Genomic DNA, 16295 nt, shown 5'->3' on the forward strand with positions numbered 1-16295 from the left:
GGAGATTGCCACGGCGCTACGCGCCTCGCAATGACGAATAAATCAGAGGTTCCCTTAATCATTTTCCGTGTTTTCCGTGTATTCCGTGGCGCTCTTTTACGCTCTTCAATGCTCCCCGCCCAGCACATCCGTGCCCGGCGGCGGATCGAAGCGGAACAGTTCGGGGTCGAGTTCGACATTGCGCTGCGCGTTGGTGAAGCGGATATCGGTACGCTGGCCGAAGCTGTCGTGCAGAATCATGCGGCGCAGCATGCCGTCGGCGAAGCCCAGGTGAATGGCCTCAAACTGGCTGTCTGCATCGCGCGGCATGAGCTCGACCCAGGCGATGTCGCCCTCCCCGCCCACGGCGGCGATCTGAAAGACCTCGGCCGGGTCCTCCACGCTGCTCAGCAGCACCGCCGGGGTACCCATCAACACCTCCTCCTGGGGCTTGCGCGTGGCCTGCTCCAGGTCGGCGTCGTAGGTCCAGAGGGTACGGCCGTCGCCCAGGATGACCTGGGTGTAGGGCTCGGCATAGTTCCAGCGGAACCGGCCGGGGCGCTGGATGAAGACCTCGCCAGAGCCTTCCTGCACACGGTCGCCGTGGCGGTCCAGGACCTCCTGGGTGAAATCGGCCCGGAAGCTGCGCAGGCCGTCGAAGAAGGCGGTGAACACCGCCGGCGGCTCGGCTCGCGCGGAGTTGAACAGCAGAAACAGGAATGCAGCGAGAAGCCAGGCGGTTCGGTTCAATACGCTAGACATGCTGTGACCTCTCAATCCTGGGGCGGCGGCGGCGCGAGCACCTCGCGCGAGCCGTTGGCCTCCAGCGGCCCGACGATGCCGGCCGCTTCCATGGCCTCGATCATGCGTGCGGCGCGGTTGTAGCCGATCTTGAGCCGGCGCTGCACGCCGGAGATGGAGGCCCGCCGGGTCTCGGTGACGATCTGCACCGCCTGATCGTAGAGCGGATCGGACTCGCTGTCCTCGCCGCCGATGGGTGCCTCGCCCGGCAGTTCGCCACCGGGCACGTTGTCCTGCAGGATCTCCTCGATATAGTCGGGCGCGCCGCTGCCCTGCAGATGATTCACCACCTTGTGCACTTCCTGGTCGGAGACGAAGGCGCCGTGCACACGCATTGGCAGGCCGGTGCCGGGCGGCAGGTAGAGCATGTCGCCGTGGCCCAGCAGCTGCTCGGCACCCATCTGGTCAAGGATGGTGCGCGAGTCCACCTTGCTCGAGACCTGGAAGGCGATGCGGGTCGGAATATTGGCCTTGATCAGGCCGGTGATGACGTCCACCGAGGGCCGCTGGGTGGCCAGGATCAGGTGCACGCCGGCGGCGCGTGCCTTCTGCGCCAGCCGGGCGATGAGCTCCTCCACCTTCTTGCCGACCACCATCATCATGTCGGCCAGCTCGTCGACGATGACCACGATGTAGGGCAGCTTGTCCAGGGTGGGATGCTCGGTCTCGTCCATGTGCTCTTCCGGCTTCCACAGCGGATCGGGAATGGGCTCGCCGCGGTCGATGGCCTCTTTGACCTTGCGGTTGTAGTTGAGGATGTTGCGCACCCCGAGCGCGGCCATCAGCTTGTAGCGCCGCTCCATCTCGGCCACGCACCAGCGCAGCGCGTTCTGCGCCTCCTTCATGTCGGTCACGACCGGCGTGAGCAGGTGCGGAATGCCCTCGTAGATGGACAGCTCCAGCATCTTGGGGTCGATCATGATCAGGCGCACATCCTGCGGCAGGGTCTTGTACAGGATGCTGAGGATCATGGCATTGATGGCCACCGACTTGCCCGAGCCGGTGGTGCCCGCCACCAGCAGGTGCGGCATGCGCGCCAGGTCGGCCACGATGGGCTGGCCGCTGATGTCCTTGCCCAGCGCCAGGGTCAGCGGCGAGCTGGAATCGTCGTAGGCGCTGGATTTGACGATCTCGCTCAGGGTGACGATCTCGCGGTGCTCGTTGGGGATCTCCAGCCCCACCACCGACTTGCCCGGGATGATCTCCACCACCCGCACGCTGATGGTCGACAGGGCCCGGGCCAGGTCCTTGGCCAGGTTGGTGATCTGGCTGACCTTCACCCCGGTGCCGGGCTGCAGCTCGAAGCGGGTGATGACCGGGCCGGGGCTGACCGCGACCACCTCGACCTCGATGCCGAAGTCGGCCAGCTTCATCTCCACCAGCCGCGACATGGCCTGCAGGGCCTCCTCGGAATAGCCGCCGACCTTCTTCTGCGGCTCGTCCAGCAGCGCCAGCGGCGGCAGCTCGGAATTGGGCGGCGGGTCGAACAATGGAACCTGGCGTTCCTTCTCCTCGCGCTCGCTGGACTCCACCGTCTTGATCACCGGCTCGATCCTGACCGGCTTGCGTTTCTCGACCTTCTTCTTCTCGGTCCGGACCACCTCTTCGCGCTCGCGCACCGCCTTGCGGCTTTCGAGGTAATCCTTCGCCTGGCGCAGCTTCTGCCGGGCCAGGCTCAACCCCTCCAGCACCAGCCGCCCGGTCTGGTCCATGAGGGCGAACCAGGACAGGCCGGTGAACAGGGTCACCCCGGCCAGGAACAGGGCCAGCAGCAGCAGGGTCGCGCCCAGAAAACTGAAAGGCCCGGCCAGGCCGCCGCCGATGAAGTTGCCGAGGATGCCGCCGGCGCTGAGAGGCAGTGCGCCTTGGGCGATGGCGAAGTGCAGACTGGCCAGACCGCAGCCGGCCGCCACGGTGAGCAGGAAGCCGGCCCAGCGGATGCCCAGCACCCGGTAGTCGATCTCGTCGCGGCCGTCACGGCCGCGGAAGATCAGCCAGCCGCTGAAGGCGATCATCACCGGGAACAGGTAGGCCAGGTAACCGATCAGGTAGAGCAGCACGTCGGCGAACCAGGCACCGACCGCGCCGCCCAGGTTCCGGACGTCGCCGCGCGGCCCGCTGTGCGACCAGCCGGGATCGTCGTGGTGATAGGTCAGCAGCGCGAACAGAAAATAGAGCGCGATCGCCGCCAGCACGATGAGCGCACCCTCACGCACACCGCGACTGACATGGTGTCGCAGCGGGACCGGGTTCACCTTCTTGCGTTTTGCCTGAGCCAAGATGAGAAATCTTTGTAGGTTTATCGTCTAACTATATTGACTTAAAAGGAAATCGGCCGCAACCAAAATCAATGCTTGCCGCCCAGTGCGGCTTTCACTGCCGGGTGGACCACATCACCGGCATGGATATTGATGCCAGCCGCCAGGCCCGCGTCGGTGGTCCAGTTCTGCTCCCCGGCCAGCAACAGGGCGTAGGGCAGCACCGCCGCCGACAGCGCCTGGGAGGCACTGCGCGGCACCGCCCCGGGCATGTTGGTCACGCCGAAGTGCACAATGCCGTTCCAGTCATAGGTGGGTGCGCTGTAGTCGGTCGGATGGATGGTCTCGATGCAGCCGCCCTGGTCGACGGAGATGTCCACCACCGCGCCGCCGGGCGCCATCCGCTCCACCATCGACGCCGGTACCACATGCGGGGCGCGGGCGCCGGGAATGAGCACCGCCCCGATCAGCAGGTCGCTGGCCGCCACCGCCTCGGCCACAGCGTCCTGGTAGGGATACAGGGCGGTGACATTGGGCCCGAGTTCACGCATGGCCTCCAGCCGTTCGCGCTTCTTGTCGAACACCGTCACTTCTGCACCCATGGCGGCCGCAAAGGCGGCGGCATTGCCCCCGGCAAAACCGCCGCCGATGACGGTCACCCGGCCGCGTTCCGCTGCCGGCAGTCCGCCCAGCAGCATCCCCTTCCCGCCCTGGGGAGTATGCAGCAGGGTGGCGCCGATCTGCACTGCCAGGCGGCCGGCGATGTCGCTCATGGGGGCGAGCAGCGGCAGACCGCCGGCGCGGGTCACGGTCTCGAAGCCGATGGCGGTCAGACCGATGGCCTGCAGTTGCCGGGCCAGTTGCACCTCGGCGGCCAGATGCAGGTAGCAGAACAGCAGATGATCCGCACGCAGGTGCTCGAGATCCCCCGCCACCGGCTCCTTGACCTTGATGATCAGTTCACCATGGCTATAGACCGCCTCGGCATCGGGCAGGACTTCCACGCCGGCGGCGCGGAATTCATCGTCGGTATAGCCGGACTGCAGCCCGGCGCCGGCCTCGACCGCCACCGCATGGCCGGCCTGGACCAGGTCGGCGCAGGCCGCCGGGATCAGCCCGACCCGACCCTCGAGCGTCTTGATCTCCTTCGGTATCCCGATGCGCATGCCCTCTCCTTTACCCCCCCGATCAAAGCCCGTACCATTACGGCGCGTCGTGCATACGGCGAAGATTCCCAGGTCCCTGGCCCCTGCCAGTCAATGCGGAGCCATTATACATGAGCGAACCCAAGCACTCTCGTCTACTGATTCTCGGATCCGGCCCGGCCGGCTACACCGCCGCGATCTATGCCGCGCGCGCCAATCTCAACCCCGTCCTCATCACGGGCCTCGAGCAGGGCGGCCAGCTGATGACGACCACCGAGGTGGAAAACTGGCCCGGCGGCGCCGCGGATCTGCAGGGACCGCAACTGATGGACGAGATGCGCCAGCACACCGAGCGCTTCGACGCCGAAATCGTCTTCGATCACATCAACAGCGTCGACCTCAAGCAGCGCCCGTTTCAGCTCAAGGGCGATTCCGGCAACTACACCTGCGACGCCCTCATCATTGCCACCGGCGCTTCGGCCATGTACCTGGGCCTGGATTCAGAAGAGGCGTTCAAGGGCCGGGGCGTATCGGCCTGCGCGACCTGCGACGGCTTCTTCTACCGCGACAAGAAGGTGGCTGTCATCGGCGGCGGCAACACCGCCGTGGAAGAGGCCCTGTATCTGGCCAACATCGCCTCGCACGTGACCCTGGTGCACCGCCGTGATGCCCTGCGTGCCGAGAAGATCCTGCAGGACCGGCTGTTTGCCAAGGAGAAGGAAGGCAAGGTCGGCATCGAATGGAACCATGTGCTCGATGAGGTGCTGGGCGACGACGCCGGCGTGACCGGCATGCGCCTGAAGAACACCCAGGACGACTCCACGAAGGAGATCGACGTCCACGGCGTGTTCATCGCCATCGGCCACAAGCCCAACACCGACATGTTCGAAGGCCAGCTGGACATGGCGCACGGCTACATCAAGGTGAAGAGCGGCACCGAGGGCAACGCCACCGCCGCCAGCGTGGAAGGCGTGTTCGCCGCCGGCGATGTCATGGATCACGTCTACCGCCAGGCCATCACCTCCGCCGGCACCGGCTGCATGGCCGCGCTGGACGCCGAGAAGTACCTCGACAACCTGGACCAGAACGCCAGTCATTATTGAGATGCCTTGGCTCAACGCAAAGGCGCTAAGGACGCAGAGAAACCTATAAGATTGATACGTCATTGCGAGGAGCGAAGCGACGTGGCAATCTCCCACTGATCCTGTCTGCGTTAAAAGATTGTCGCGCTGCGCTCGCAATGACGGATACAGATGAAATTCCTCTGCGCCCTTTGCATTAATGCCGCGAGTTCACAAGTAACAGCCGGTTATTAAAGCCCGCCATTGGTGGGCTTTTTTGCACCCTCGTTCCGGGTACACTCTGCCCCATGCAGATCCGTATCAGTCACAGCCTCGACGAGGTTTCCGCCGCCGACTGGAACCGCCTCAATCCGGACGGCAACCCCTTCCTTCGCCACGAGTTCCTCGCCGCGCTGGAACACCACGACTGCGTGGGCCAGACCTTCGGCTGGCTGCCGCATCACCTGCTGGCCTTTGACGACCAGCGCCGGCTGGTCGGGGCCGTGCCCTTGTACTTGAAGACCAACTCCTATGGCGAATTCGTCTTCGACTGGGCCTGGGCCGACGCCAGCGAGCGTGCCGGCATGCCCTGGTACCCCAAGGCGGTGGCGGCCGTACCCTATACCCCCGTCACCGGGCGGCGGCTGCTGATCGATCCGACGCTGTCCGATCCCGAACCGGTGCGCCGCGGGCTGATCGAAGCCGCCGGGGTACTGGCCCGCGAGCAGGGCCTGTCGTCGCTGCACTGGCTGTTTCCCGATGCGAGCGACACCGACAGCCTGGAGGATGCCGGTTTTCTGCTGCGAATGGGCTGCCAGTACCACTGGACCCAGCCGGGCTACCGCGACTTCGACGATTTTCTCGACAGCTTCAGCGCCCACAAGCGCAAGAAACTCAAGCGCGAACGGCGGCGGGTCATCGAGGCGGGCATCGAGCACCGCATCGTCCATGGCCATGAGGCCGATGAGAGCGACTGGCGGACCCTGCATCGCTTCTATCAATCCACTTTCGATAAAAAGTGGGGCACGGCCACCCTGAATCTGCCCTTCTTCCGCGAACTCGGCGCCGCCATGGGCGAGCAGGTGGTGCTGATCTTTGCCGGCATCGACGGTCGGCCGGTGGCCGGGGCCCTGTGCTTTCGCAGCCAGGGCGCGTTGTACGGCCGGCACTGGGGCTGCGAGGCCGACTACCATAGCCTTCACTTCGAGACCTGCTACTATCAGGGCATCGACTACTGCATCCGGGAGGGCCTGAGCCTGTTCGAACCCGGTGCCCAGGGCGAACACAAGGTCAGCCGGGGATTTCTGCCCACGCCGACCTGGTCGGCGCACTGGATCGCCCAGCCCCGGCTGCGGGAGGCGATCGCGGATTTCCTGTCACGGGAGCAGCGGGCCATGCGCGACTACATCCACACCCTCAACGCGGAACACCTGCCCTACAAGGCCGACCGGCTGCCGCCGGCCGCCCGTCACGTGCGTCGCATCGACTGAAACTGCGATGACCCGGCGTCAATCCGCCCCCTACTGGCTCAACCCGGCCAACCCGCGCGCCCCCTTTCCCCCGGTGGAACTGGCGCTGCGCGAGCCGGACGGACTGCTGGCCGTGGGCGGCGGCCTGGAACCCGAGCGCCTGCTCAACGCCTACCGCCATGGCATCTTCCCCTGGTACAGCGAGGGACAACCCATCCTCTGGTGGTCGCCGGACCCGCGCACGGTCCTGTTTCCGGAACAGCTCAAGGTTTCGCGCAGCCTGGCCAAGACCTTGCGGCAGCGGCGTTTCGAGGTCAGTCTGGACACGGATTTCGCGGGCGTGATCCGCGGCTGTGCCGAGCCGCGCCGGGACGAGCCCGGCACCTGGATCACCACCGAGATCCGCCAGGCCTACGAGCGTCTGCACGGGATGGGTCTGGCCCACTCGGTAGAGACCTGGCAGGACGGCCAGCTGGTCGGTGGGCTGTACGGCGTGGCCCTGGGCCGGGTCTTTTTCGGCGAGTCCATGTTCAGCCGCACCAGCGACGCCTCCAAGGTTGCCTTCGTGCATCTGGTGCGCCAACTCGCGGCCTGGGACTTTGCCCTGATCGACTGTCAGGTCCATACCCGCCACCTTGCCAGCCTTGGCGCGGTCGATATCCCCCGGCGCGACTTCATCCAGCGGCTCGAGGCGGCCCTGCAGTACCCGCACCGGCGCGGACCCTGGCGGTTTGACAGCCCTGAGGGGGTTGCCTAACCTGCAGGCAGGGTCACCATGACCGCATTGCAGCACAGCCCCGCATGAACCGTCCCACCGACATCCAACTCTATGTCACCCCGCCGCAGCAATGCAGCTATCTGCCGGATCGGGAGGCGGTCAGTATCTTCGTCGAGCCGGGGACCGCGGACAATCCCATCTACAGCCACCTCATCCGACACGGCTTCCGCCGCAGCGGCGAGCACATCTACCGACCGGCCTGTCCCGGCTGCCAGGCCTGTATCTCGGTGCGCATCCCGGTGGCCCGCTTCACGCCCTCACGGCGCGACCGGCGCTGCCGCAAACGCAATCAGGATCTGGTAGGGCACTGGCTGAAGGGGCACTATGCCCCGGAATATTTCGAGCTCTATCAGCGTTACCTGGCTGCCCGCCATCCCGGCGGCGGAATGGATAAAACCTCCCCGACCCAGTTTCGCCAGTTTCTGCTCAGCCGCTGGAGCCAGACCCTGTTTCTCGAACTGCGGCTGGATGAGCAGCTGATGGCCGTAGCCTGCACCGATCTGGTCGATGACGGTCTGTCGGCGGTCTATACCTTCTTCGAACCCGGCGCCGAGTCCCGCGGTCTGGGCAACTACGCCATCTTGCAGCAGATCGATCTGGCCAGACGCCTGCATCTGGACTGGGTGTATCTGGGCTACTGGATTGAAAATTCTCCCAAAATGGCTTACAAACGCCGCTTCCGCCCACTTCAGGGCTACCAGGGCGACCGCTGGCGGGAGTTACCTGACGAGCCTTGAGAGCGCCACGGAATACACGGAAAACACGGACAAAAACCATTCAGCATTGCCGATCGCACCGCGCCACGGCAATGGGAATACGGCTTTTACAATTATTTCGTCCGTGCTTTCCGTGTTTTCCGTGGCTATTTGTGTTTTACGTGGCACGCTGAGCCGCTATAATGCGCCATTCGCCAAGTCACTGAATTGAAGGTTTATGGCCAAAGAAGACCACATTGAAATGGAAGGCCGGGTGCTGGAGACCCTGCCCAACACCATGTTCCGCGTCGAACTCGAGAACGGCCACGTCGTCACTGCCCACATCTCGGGCAAGATGCGCAAGCACTACATCCGTATCCTGACCGGCGACAAGGTCACGGTGCAGCTGACCCCCTACGATCTGAGCAAGGGCCGCATCGTCTACCGTTCCCGCTGATCCCGCCCTCTCCTGCATCAATCCGAGTTTGCCCCAGCCCATAAAAAAAACCGCCCAACCGGGACGGTCGGGCGGTGATGTTGTGCGGCCGGCGGGGATCAGGCTTCCTCTTCCTCCGGAATCTCGATCTCGAGTTCGCCGTCCCTGAGGTGTACATGCACCTCGCCGCCCTTGACCAGGCGACCGAACAGCAGCTCCTCGGCCAGCGGCTTCTTGATGTACTCCTGCACCACCCGCGCCATCGGGCGGGCGCCCATCTTCGGATCGTAGCCCTTCTCGGCCAGCCACAGCCGCGCCTCGTCATCAACGTGCAGGGACACGCCCTTGTCCTGCAGCTGCGCTTCCAGTTCGAAGATGAACTTGTTGACCACCTGCGCGACCATGGTGGGATCCAGTGACTTGAACTGGATGATCCCGTCCAGACGATTGCGGAACTCCGGAGTGAACAGGCGCTTTATCGCCTCCATGCCGTCGGTGGTGTGATCCTGCCGGGTAAAGCCGATCGAACGCCGGTCCATATCCTGCGCCCCCGCATTGGTGGTCATAACGATGATCACGTTGCGGAAATCCACCTTGCGGCCGTTGTTGTCGGTGAGCGTGCCGTGGTCCATCACCTGCAGCAGCAGATTGAACACTTCCGGATGGGCCTTTTCGATCTCGTCGAGCAGCACCACCGAATGTGGGTGTTTGAGTACCTCATCGGTCAGCAGACCGCCCTGGTCGAAACCGACATAGCCCGGCGGCGCGCCGATCAGCCGCGAGACCGTGTGGCGTTCCATGTATTCGGACATATCGAAACGAATCAGTTCGATCCCCAGGTGCAGCGCCAGCTGTCGGGTAACCTCGGTCTTGCCCACTCCGGTAGGACCGGCAAACAGATAGGAACCGACCGGCTTGCGCTCGTCACGCAGACCGGAACGCGCCATCTTGATCGAGGCCGCGAGTGATTCCACAGCCTCGTCCTGGCCGAAGATGACCAGTTTGAGATCGCGCGCCAGGTTGCGGAGCTTGTCCTTGTCAGTGGTGGACACACTCTTCGGCGGAATCCGTGCGATCTTCGAGACGATCATTTCGATATCGTTCACGCCGATGGTCTTCTTGCGCCTGGACGGCGGCTGCAGGCGCTGATTGGCGCCGGCCTCGTCGATGATATCGATGGCCTTGTCCGGCAGGTGGCGGTCGGTGATGTAGCGGTCGGACAACTCGGCAGCCGCATGCAGCGCCTTGGAGGAGTACTTCACCTCGTGGTGCTGCTCGAACACCGGCTTCAGGCCCTTGAGTATCTGCACCGTCTCGTTGACCGTGGGCTCGCGTACGTCGATCTTCTGGAACCTGCGGGCCAGGGCGCGGTCCTTCTCGAAGATACCGCGGTATTCCTGGTAGGTGGTCGAGCCGATGCACTTGAGCTCGCCGTTGGCCAGCATCGGCTTGATCAGGTTGGAGGCATCCATCACCCCGCCGGAGGCGGCACCCGCCCCGATGATGGTGTGGATCTCGTCGATGAACAGCACCGCACCCGGTTCCTTGCGCAACTGGGCCAGTACCGCCTTGAGGCGCTTTTCGAAATCACCGCGATACTTGGTGCCGGCCACCAGCGCCCCCAGATCCAGCGCGTAGATAACACTGTCCTTGAGCACCTCGGGCACCTGGCCATCGACGATCATGCGCGCCAGACCTTCGGCCAGAGCGGTCTTGCCCACGCCGGCCTCGCCCACGTAGAGCGGGTTGTTCTTGCGCCGTCGGCACAGGATCTGCACGGTGCGCTCGATCTCTTCGGCGCGACCGATGAGCGGATCGATCTTGCCCTGGCGGGCAAGTTCGTTGAGATTGGTGGCAAAGGTCTCCAGCGGGTTGCTCTTGCCGCCCGCCTCGCCGGCTGCCTCGGCCTCCTCGCCGGCCTGGCCGCCCAGTTCCTCCTGGTCGCCGACCTTGGAGATGCCATGAGAGATGTAGTTGACCACGTCCAGCCGGGTGACGTCCTGCTTGTTGAGGAAGTAGACCGCCTGGGATTCCTGCTCGCTGAAAATGGCCACCAGCACATTGGCGCCGGTGACTTCCTTGTTGCCCGAGGACTGCACGTGGAACACCGCACGTTGCAGCACCCGCTGAAACCCGAGGGTGGGCTGGGTCTCGCGGTTGTCGTGCTCGGGCAGCCGCGGGGTGGTCTCCTCGATGAAGGCTTCCAGTTCCTGCTTGAGCTTCCCGGTATCGGCGGCGCAGGCGCGCAGGACCTCGGCGGCGGCGGGGTTGTCCAGCAAGGCGAGCAGCAGGTGCTCGACCGTCATGAATTCATGCCGTTTTTCCCGGGCCTCCTTGAAGGCCAGGTTGAGGGTGAATTCCAGTTCCTTGCTCAGCATAGAATCGTACCTCTGTAACCGCCTCAGGCCTCCTCCAGAGTACACAGGAGCGGGTGTTGATGTTGCCGCGAAAAATCGTTGACCTGGTATACCTTGGTCTCGGCAATTTCATGGGTGTAGACCCCGCAGATGCCCTTTCCACGCGTATGCACGTGCAGCATGATCTGGGTGGCCTTCTCGCGCGACATGGAAAAGAAGGTTTCCAGTACTTCGACCACGAACTCCATGGGAGTGTAATCGTCGTTCAGCAGTACGACCTTGTACAGCGGCGGCTTCTTTAGCTTGGGCTTGTCCTCCTGGACAGCGAGCCCGTCATCCTGGTTCGGTTGCTTGGGTTCCTGGCTCATGGCAGTGATCTTACGCGAAATCATTCCGTCCTGTCGCGGCGCTACAGTCATCAATATATAGGGATCGTGAGGCGGATTTAAACCCTTTGATAAGTGATTGAATTCACTTTTCGCCCGGCGTCGGCCAAGGGGGGGTTCACCGTTGCCTGGACCGCCCGGGAATACTTGACTATTTTAGTCAAGAGTATAAAGTTGCCCGTGTCGGATCCGGTGATGCGACAGGAGGAGTCTCCCGGCGAACGCTTCGGCGTTGCGGAGCACAGAACAAACCACACAGCAATAAGCGGTCGTGAACCGCAGCGGTAAACGAGGTAAGTACGTATGGCAATCGGTACAGTGAAGTGGTTCAGTAATGCCAAAGGCTATGGCTTTATTGAACCCGAAGGCGGCGGTGAGGATGTGTTCGCCCATTTCACCGTGATAGAGGCGGAAGGATACCGCACCCTCAAGGAAGGACAGAAGGTGGAATACGAATACAAGGAAGGCCCGAAGGGTCTGCTCGCCACCCGCATCGACCCTTCAATCAGCTAGGATCTGTCCTGGCCCTGCATGCGCGCGATCACCGCGTCGCCAAAGGCGCTGCAGCCCAGTTCGGTCGCTCCTTCCCGTTCCCGGGCCAGATCGCCGGTCACCTGACCCGCGGCGATCGCTCCGGCCAGCCCGGTGACGACACAGTCGGCCGCTTCCTGCCAGCCGATATGACGCAGCAGCATTTCCGCGGACAGGATCAGTGAACTGGGATTGGCCCGATCCTGCCCGGCAATATCGGGGGCGGTACCGTGCGTGGCTTCGAACAGCGCCACCGTGTCCGACAGGTTGGCGCCGGGCGCGATACCGATGCCGCCGACCTGAGCCGCAGCGGCATCCGAGATGTAATCCCCGTTGAGATTGAGTGTGGCAATGACGTCGCAGCGTTCCGGTTGCAGCAGCAGCTGCTGCAGGAAGGCATCGGCGATGACATCATCGATAACGATCTCCCGGCCCGTCTGCGGACTGGAAAATGACAGCCAGGGGCCGCCATCCTTGTCCCTGGCACCGAACTCGTGTCGGGCCAGTGCATAGCCCCAGTCGCGGAAGGCCCCTTCGGTGAATTTCATGATGTTGCCCTTGTGCACGAGGGTCACCCGGCCCCGATCCTGGTCAACGGCGTACTGGATGGCCTTGCGTACCAGGCGTTCAGTACCTTCGCGCGAGACCGGCTTGATACCGATGCCGGAACTGCCCGGGAAGCGGATCTGACTTACATCGAGTTCCTGTTGCAGAAACGCCAGCAGTTTCTTCACTTCAGGCGTACCCTCCGCCCACTCGATGCCGGCATAGATGTCCTCCGAGTTCTCCCGGAAGATCACCATGTCGCTCTTCTCCGGATGCCGGACCGGGCTCGGCGTTCCCGGGTAGTAGCGCACCGGCCGCAGGCAGACATACAGATCCAGCTGCTGGCGCAGGGCGACATTGATGGAGCGGATACCGCCCCCCACCGGGGTGGTCAGCGGTCCCTTGATGGCGATGGCATGATCGCGGATGGCCGCAACCGTCTCGTCCGGCAGCCAGGTGTTTTCGCCATAGATCGCATTGGATTTCTCGCCGGCGTAGATCTCCATCCAGGCCAGCCGGCGCTTGCCGCCATAGGCCTTGTCCACCGCCGCATCCACTACCCGGCGCATGACCGGCGTGATGTCCACGCCGATGCCGTCGCCCTCGATGAAGGGAATCACCGGGTGATCGGGCACCGTGAGGGAGTAGTCCGCGTTGACCCGGATGCGTTCACCCGCGGCGGGGACCTCGATCTTCTGATACGCCATGCTGTTGCACTCCTGCCGCACATCGACACGGTGCCAGTTTAGCATGATGTTCAAGGGGCGACTCCATCAGAGCACCCGTCATTGCGAGCACCCGAAGGGCATAAACGAAGCGTGGCAATCCCGTACGGCAGGCTCAGCCGTAAGGAGATTGCCGTGGCGCGTCGCCATAGAATCCCTTCGGGCTTCATTAGGGCAACCCCATCCTCCGGGCCCGGGCACCGTAATGACGGGGCATACAAACAAAAACCCCCGCACTGGGCGGGGGTCGTTGTCCTGCACTGTCGTGCAGAGGATCTTGCCCGACGCTTCAGATTTCGCCGCCGGCGGCCTGGATCAGGGCCTCCTCGATGGCGTTCGGTGCGCACATGATGTTGAAGAAGGTGGCACCGGTCTCACTGGCGATCATCGGCAGATGCGGCCAGCTGATGGCGATGCGGAAGCGGGCATACAGGGCATACACATCACCGCCTGAGACCAGGATCTCGTAAGGCAGGTGACCGGTGGAACGCAGCTGATCCTTGTCCACGCGGCTCATGATGTACTCGTCACCGGAGCAGCCTTCGCTGAGGCCCACGCCGAACACAGTCTCTTCCTTGCCGGGGATGTCGATGCGATAGACCTTGGTGGCGCCGCCGCGGGCACTGGCCAGGCCTTCCTCGACAGCCTTGATGGCCTCCTCATGGCTGTCGTACTGAGCCAGTTCGGACGGATCGTCGAAGTACTCCATACCGAACATGTAATGATACTTGCGCAGGTCCTTGGAGCTCAGTTGCTCTTCACCGGTACCGAACTCGGTCTGCTTGCCCAGGGCGTCCTTGAGCTTGGCCGCGGCGTTGGTCAGGCTGGACTCGTCATCCAGGCGGTAGGCATTACCGTAGTACTCGGGATTGGTGTAGGAAACCTGGATCTCCTCGCCCACCTGGGTCAGGGTGACGCGCTGACCTGCCGCGTAGCCGCCGAACTCGGAGCTGGCCGCGGCCTGCTTCAGTTCGTCGTTGGTGATGGCCAGAATCAGAGCACCCTCGTAGGGGGTGTAGGAACCGACGATCTCGAAGCCCGCCGAGGTCACCTTGGACTTGACCTCATCGGCCACGGCATTGATGTCACCGCTGGTGGTATAGGCCAGGCTGAACGGCTTCAACTCCTCGGCCGACACTGCACTGCTGGCGGTGAAGGCGAACACTGCACCTGCAAGACAGATTTTCTTGATTGCATTGATCATTGTGCAACTCCTCCGTTACATGATTTATTCTGGAAATGTCGGAACTCTGCCCGATCGGTTTTATCTTCCCGCCGTGCCGGCAGTTCCCTGGCCGGATCCCGACGGTGATGGGCAATAGTAATCCATCGAGCCGCTTTTGATGTCAAGCGAAAAAGACAAAAAATCGACGCCTGTGCAGATTAGCCTTTACAACCGACTGAAACCAAAATTTTATTAGTATTCACTAATCTTTTAACATTACATCGGCTCCGGCATCCCCGACCGGCCCCAGAACCCACTGGAGTTGCACTGCATTCATGACCTGGAAACCGCATGTCACCGTCGCCGCCGTCATCGAACACAGCGGTTACTTCCTCTGTGTGGAGGAGACCATCGAGGGTCGGTCACGGCTGAACCAGCCGGCCGGTCACCTGGAGCCGGGCGAATCCCTGACCGATGCGATCATCCGCGAGGTTCGCGAGGAAACCACGCGCGCTTTCACCCCCGAAGCGCTGGTCGGTGTGTACCTGTGGCGCGCGGGACCACGACACCCCACCTTCCTGCGGGTGACCTTCACCGGCTATGTGGATGAATCCGATCCGGCGTTGCAGACGGATACCGAGATCGACGCCAACGTCTGGCTCAGTCCGGACGACATCCGCACGCGGCGCCGGGAGTGGCGCAGCCCGCTGGTGATGCAGTGCATCGACGACTATCTGGCCGGGCAGCGCTATCCCCTGTCACTGCTGCGCAGCCTGGTGGACGCAACACCGTGACGCGACCGGTGGACACACGCGTGATCGTGGGCCTGTCCGGCGGCGTGGACTCGGCCGTCGCCGCCCTGCGGTTGCTGGAACAGGGATTTGAGGTCGAAGGCCTGTTCATGAAGAACTGGGACGAGGACGATGCCGACGGCCACTGCCCCGCGGCCGAAGACCTGGCCGATGCCGAAGCCGTGGCCGAACGCCTGGGCATGAAACTGCACAAGGTGAATTTCTCGGCCGAGTACTGGGACCGGGTGTTCGAGTATTTCCTGGCCGAGTATCGCGCCGGACGCACACCCAATCCGGACGTACTCTGCAATCGCGAGATCAAGTTCCGTGCCTTCCTGGACTACGCCCTCTCACTGGGCGCCGACGGCATAGCCACCGGTCATTACGCCCGCATCGATTCCACGGCGGGCGGGGTGCGCCTGCTCAAGGGTGTGGATGACAACAAGGATCAGTCCTATTTTCTTTATCTGCTGACGCAGGCACAACTCAGCCACAGCCGCTTCCCGCTGGGCGGGATGCACAAGGATGAGGTCCGTGCCCGCGCCCGCCAGGCCGGCTTCCCCAATCACGCCAAGAAGGACAGCACCGGCATCTGCTTCATCGGCGAGCGCCGCTTCAATACCTTCCTGAAGCAATACCTGCCGGCACAGCCGGGGGAGATCGTGGATGAAGCCGGCCACATACTCGGCGAGCACCAGGGCCTGATGTATCACACCATCGGCCAGCGCCAGGGGCTGGGCATCGGCGGCCGGGCCGACAGCAGCGGCGCGCCCTGGTACGTGGCCGACAAGGATCTGGAGCACAACCGCCTGCTCGTGGTCCAGGGCGGCAACCACCCGCGGCTGCTGCACACCGGACTCACCCTGACTCGTCTGCACTGGATCAACGGGTCCGCGCCGCAGCAGCCGCTCGCATGCAGCGCCAGGATCCGCTACCGCCAGAGCGATCAGCCATGCCTGCTCGAACCGCGTGGCGCTCAGCACTGGCAGGTGCGGTTCGACTCGGCCCAACGGGCCATCACGCCGGGACAGGCGGTGGTGTTCTATCAGGGCGAGGAATGCCTGGGCGGCGGGACCATAGAGGCAGGATTCAACCCGTAGGTTGGGCCGAGCTATAGTGTCAATCCGGACTTGATCATCACTCAACACGGTCCGCATACTTGGCACCAGCCA

General features: G+C 63.4%; 15 protein-coding genes. 8 read left to right on the top strand and 7 right to left on the bottom strand.

Annotated features, from left to right (window positions below; genetic code table 11):
* Positions 1 to 105: 105 nt before the first annotated feature.
* The 3 genes from lolA to ald all read right to left on the bottom strand — a co-directional run bounded on the left by lolA (position 106) and on the right by ald (position 4204).
* Positions 106 to 741: an outer membrane lipoprotein chaperone LolA gene (gene lolA, locus CFK21_RS09630; protein WP_096366458.1), complete on the bottom strand. Its 636-nt coding sequence runs from the start codon at positions 739 to 741 to the stop codon at positions 106 to 108.
* Between the two features lie 11 nt (positions 742 to 752).
* On the bottom strand, positions 753 to 3059 hold the full coding sequence (locus tag CFK21_RS09635) for a DNA translocase FtsK (protein WP_096366459.1): 2307 nt from the start codon (positions 3057 to 3059) through the stop codon (positions 753 to 755).
* Positions 3060 to 3127: 68 nt separating this feature from the next.
* Entirely contained in the window at positions 3128 to 4204 is a 1077-nt protein-coding gene (gene ald / locus CFK21_RS09640; protein ID WP_096366460.1) for an alanine dehydrogenase, read from the bottom strand.
* 110 nt (positions 4205 to 4314) lie between these two features.
* Between ald and trxB the strand changes: the two genes are divergently transcribed.
* From trxB to infA, 5 genes are all read left to right on the top strand, one after another.
* Positions 4315 to 5286: a thioredoxin-disulfide reductase gene (gene trxB, locus CFK21_RS09645; protein ID WP_096366461.1), complete on the top strand. Its 972-nt coding sequence runs from the start codon at positions 4315 to 4317 to the stop codon at positions 5284 to 5286.
* 266 nt (positions 5287 to 5552) lie between these two features.
* A complete protein-coding gene (locus CFK21_RS09650) occupies positions 5553 to 6734 on the top strand; it encodes a GNAT family N-acetyltransferase (RefSeq protein ID WP_096366462.1) in 1182 nt (393 codons plus the stop codon).
* 7 nt (positions 6735 to 6741) lie between these two features.
* Positions 6742 to 7470, top strand: a complete 729-nt coding sequence (aat, locus tag CFK21_RS09655) for a leucyl/phenylalanyl-tRNA--protein transferase (RefSeq protein WP_096366463.1) — start codon at positions 6742 to 6744, stop codon at positions 7468 to 7470.
* A gap of 44 nt (positions 7471 to 7514) precedes the next feature.
* A complete protein-coding gene (locus tag CFK21_RS09660) occupies positions 7515 to 8228 on the top strand; it encodes an arginyltransferase (protein WP_096366464.1) in 714 nt (237 codons plus the stop codon).
* Between the two features lie 196 nt (positions 8229 to 8424).
* A complete protein-coding gene (infA, locus tag CFK21_RS09665) occupies positions 8425 to 8643 on the top strand; it encodes a translation initiation factor IF-1 (protein WP_096366465.1) in 219 nt (72 codons plus the stop codon).
* 98 nt (positions 8644 to 8741) lie between these two features.
* On the opposite strand, the gene clpA is transcribed toward infA, so the two are convergent.
* Together clpA and clpS are read right to left on the bottom strand one after the other, a co-directional pair.
* Positions 8742 to 11000 (bottom strand): ATP-dependent Clp protease ATP-binding subunit ClpA, encoded by a 2259-nt coding sequence (clpA, locus tag CFK21_RS09670; protein WP_096366466.1) that lies wholly within the window; start codon positions 10998 to 11000, stop codon positions 8742 to 8744.
* Positions 11001 to 11023: 23 nt separating this feature from the next.
* Entirely contained in the window at positions 11024 to 11347 is a 324-nt protein-coding gene (gene clpS, locus CFK21_RS09675) for an ATP-dependent Clp protease adapter ClpS (protein ID WP_096366467.1), read from the bottom strand.
* Between the two features lie 321 nt (positions 11348 to 11668).
* Between clpS and CFK21_RS09680 the strand changes: the two genes are divergently transcribed.
* The gene (locus CFK21_RS09680; RefSeq protein ID WP_096366468.1) at positions 11669 to 11878 is read left to right on the top strand and encodes a cold-shock protein; all 210 of its coding nucleotides are present in this window, start codon (positions 11669 to 11671) and stop codon (positions 11876 to 11878) included.
* Here the strand turns inward: CFK21_RS09680 and icd are convergent.
* Complete coding sequence (icd, locus tag CFK21_RS09685; protein WP_096367568.1) at positions 11875 to 13149, bottom strand: NADP-dependent isocitrate dehydrogenase; 1275 nt, start codon at positions 13147 to 13149, stop codon at positions 11875 to 11877. The genes CFK21_RS09680 and icd overlap by 4 nt on opposite strands.
* Positions 13150 to 13456: 307 nt before the next feature.
* Positions 13457 to 14371: a hypothetical protein gene (locus CFK21_RS09690; protein WP_096366469.1), complete on the bottom strand. Its 915-nt coding sequence runs from the start codon at positions 14369 to 14371 to the stop codon at positions 13457 to 13459.
* 296 nt (positions 14372 to 14667) lie between these two features.
* Here CFK21_RS09690 and CFK21_RS09695 point away from each other — a divergent pair, with 296 nt between their 5' ends.
* Positions 14668 to 15126, top strand: a complete 459-nt coding sequence (locus CFK21_RS09695) for an NUDIX hydrolase (protein ID WP_096366470.1) — start codon at positions 14668 to 14670, stop codon at positions 15124 to 15126.
* Positions 15123 to 16223 carry a tRNA 2-thiouridine(34) synthase MnmA gene (gene mnmA, locus CFK21_RS09700; RefSeq protein WP_096366471.1) on the top strand — a complete coding sequence of 367 codons (1101 nt, stop codon included), beginning with the start codon at positions 15123 to 15125 and terminating at the stop codon, positions 16221 to 16223. Before CFK21_RS09695 ends, mnmA begins: the two co-directional genes overlap by 4 nt.
* Positions 16224 to 16295 lie beyond the last annotated feature (72 nt).

Source organism: Thiohalobacter thiocyanaticus (assembly GCF_002356355.1).
Classification (GTDB): domain Bacteria; phylum Pseudomonadota; class Gammaproteobacteria; order Thiohalobacterales; family Thiohalobacteraceae; genus Thiohalobacter; species Thiohalobacter thiocyanaticus_A.

Bases quoted from the DNA above. Each gene is read 5' to 3' on its own strand.
- lolA (WP_096366458.1), bottom strand. From the start codon at position 741: ATGTCTAGCGTATTGAACCGAACCGCCTGGCTTCTCGCTGCATTCCTG.
- ald (WP_096366460.1), bottom strand. From the start codon at position 4,204: ATGCGCATCGGGATACCGAAGGAGATCAAGACGCTCGAGGGTCGGGTC.
- trxB (WP_096366461.1), top strand. From the start codon at position 4,315: ATGAGCGAACCCAAGCACTCTCGTCTACTGATTCTCGGATCCGGCCCG.
- CFK21_RS09650 (WP_096366462.1), top strand. From the start codon at position 5,553: ATGCAGATCCGTATCAGTCACAGCCTCGACGAGGTTTCCGCCGCCGAC.
- aat (WP_096366463.1), top strand. From the start codon at position 6,742: ATGACCCGGCGTCAATCCGCCCCCTACTGGCTCAACCCGGCCAACCCG.
- CFK21_RS09660 (WP_096366464.1), top strand. From the start codon at position 7,515: ATGAACCGTCCCACCGACATCCAACTCTATGTCACCCCGCCGCAGCAA.
- infA (WP_096366465.1), top strand. From the start codon at position 8,425: ATGGCCAAAGAAGACCACATTGAAATGGAAGGCCGGGTGCTGGAGACC.
- clpA (WP_096366466.1), bottom strand. From the start codon at position 11,000: ATGCTGAGCAAGGAACTGGAATTCACCCTCAACCTGGCCTTCAAGGAG.
- clpS (WP_096366467.1), bottom strand. From the start codon at position 11,347: ATGAGCCAGGAACCCAAGCAACCGAACCAGGATGACGGGCTCGCTGTC.
- CFK21_RS09680 (WP_096366468.1), top strand. From the start codon at position 11,669: ATGGCAATCGGTACAGTGAAGTGGTTCAGTAATGCCAAAGGCTATGGC.
- icd (WP_096367568.1), bottom strand. From the start codon at position 13,149: ATGGCGTATCAGAAGATCGAGGTCCCCGCCGCGGGTGAACGCATCCGG.
- CFK21_RS09690 (WP_096366469.1), bottom strand. From the start codon at position 14,371: ATGATCAATGCAATCAAGAAAATCTGTCTTGCAGGTGCAGTGTTCGCC.
- CFK21_RS09695 (WP_096366470.1), top strand. From the start codon at position 14,668: ATGACCTGGAAACCGCATGTCACCGTCGCCGCCGTCATCGAACACAGC.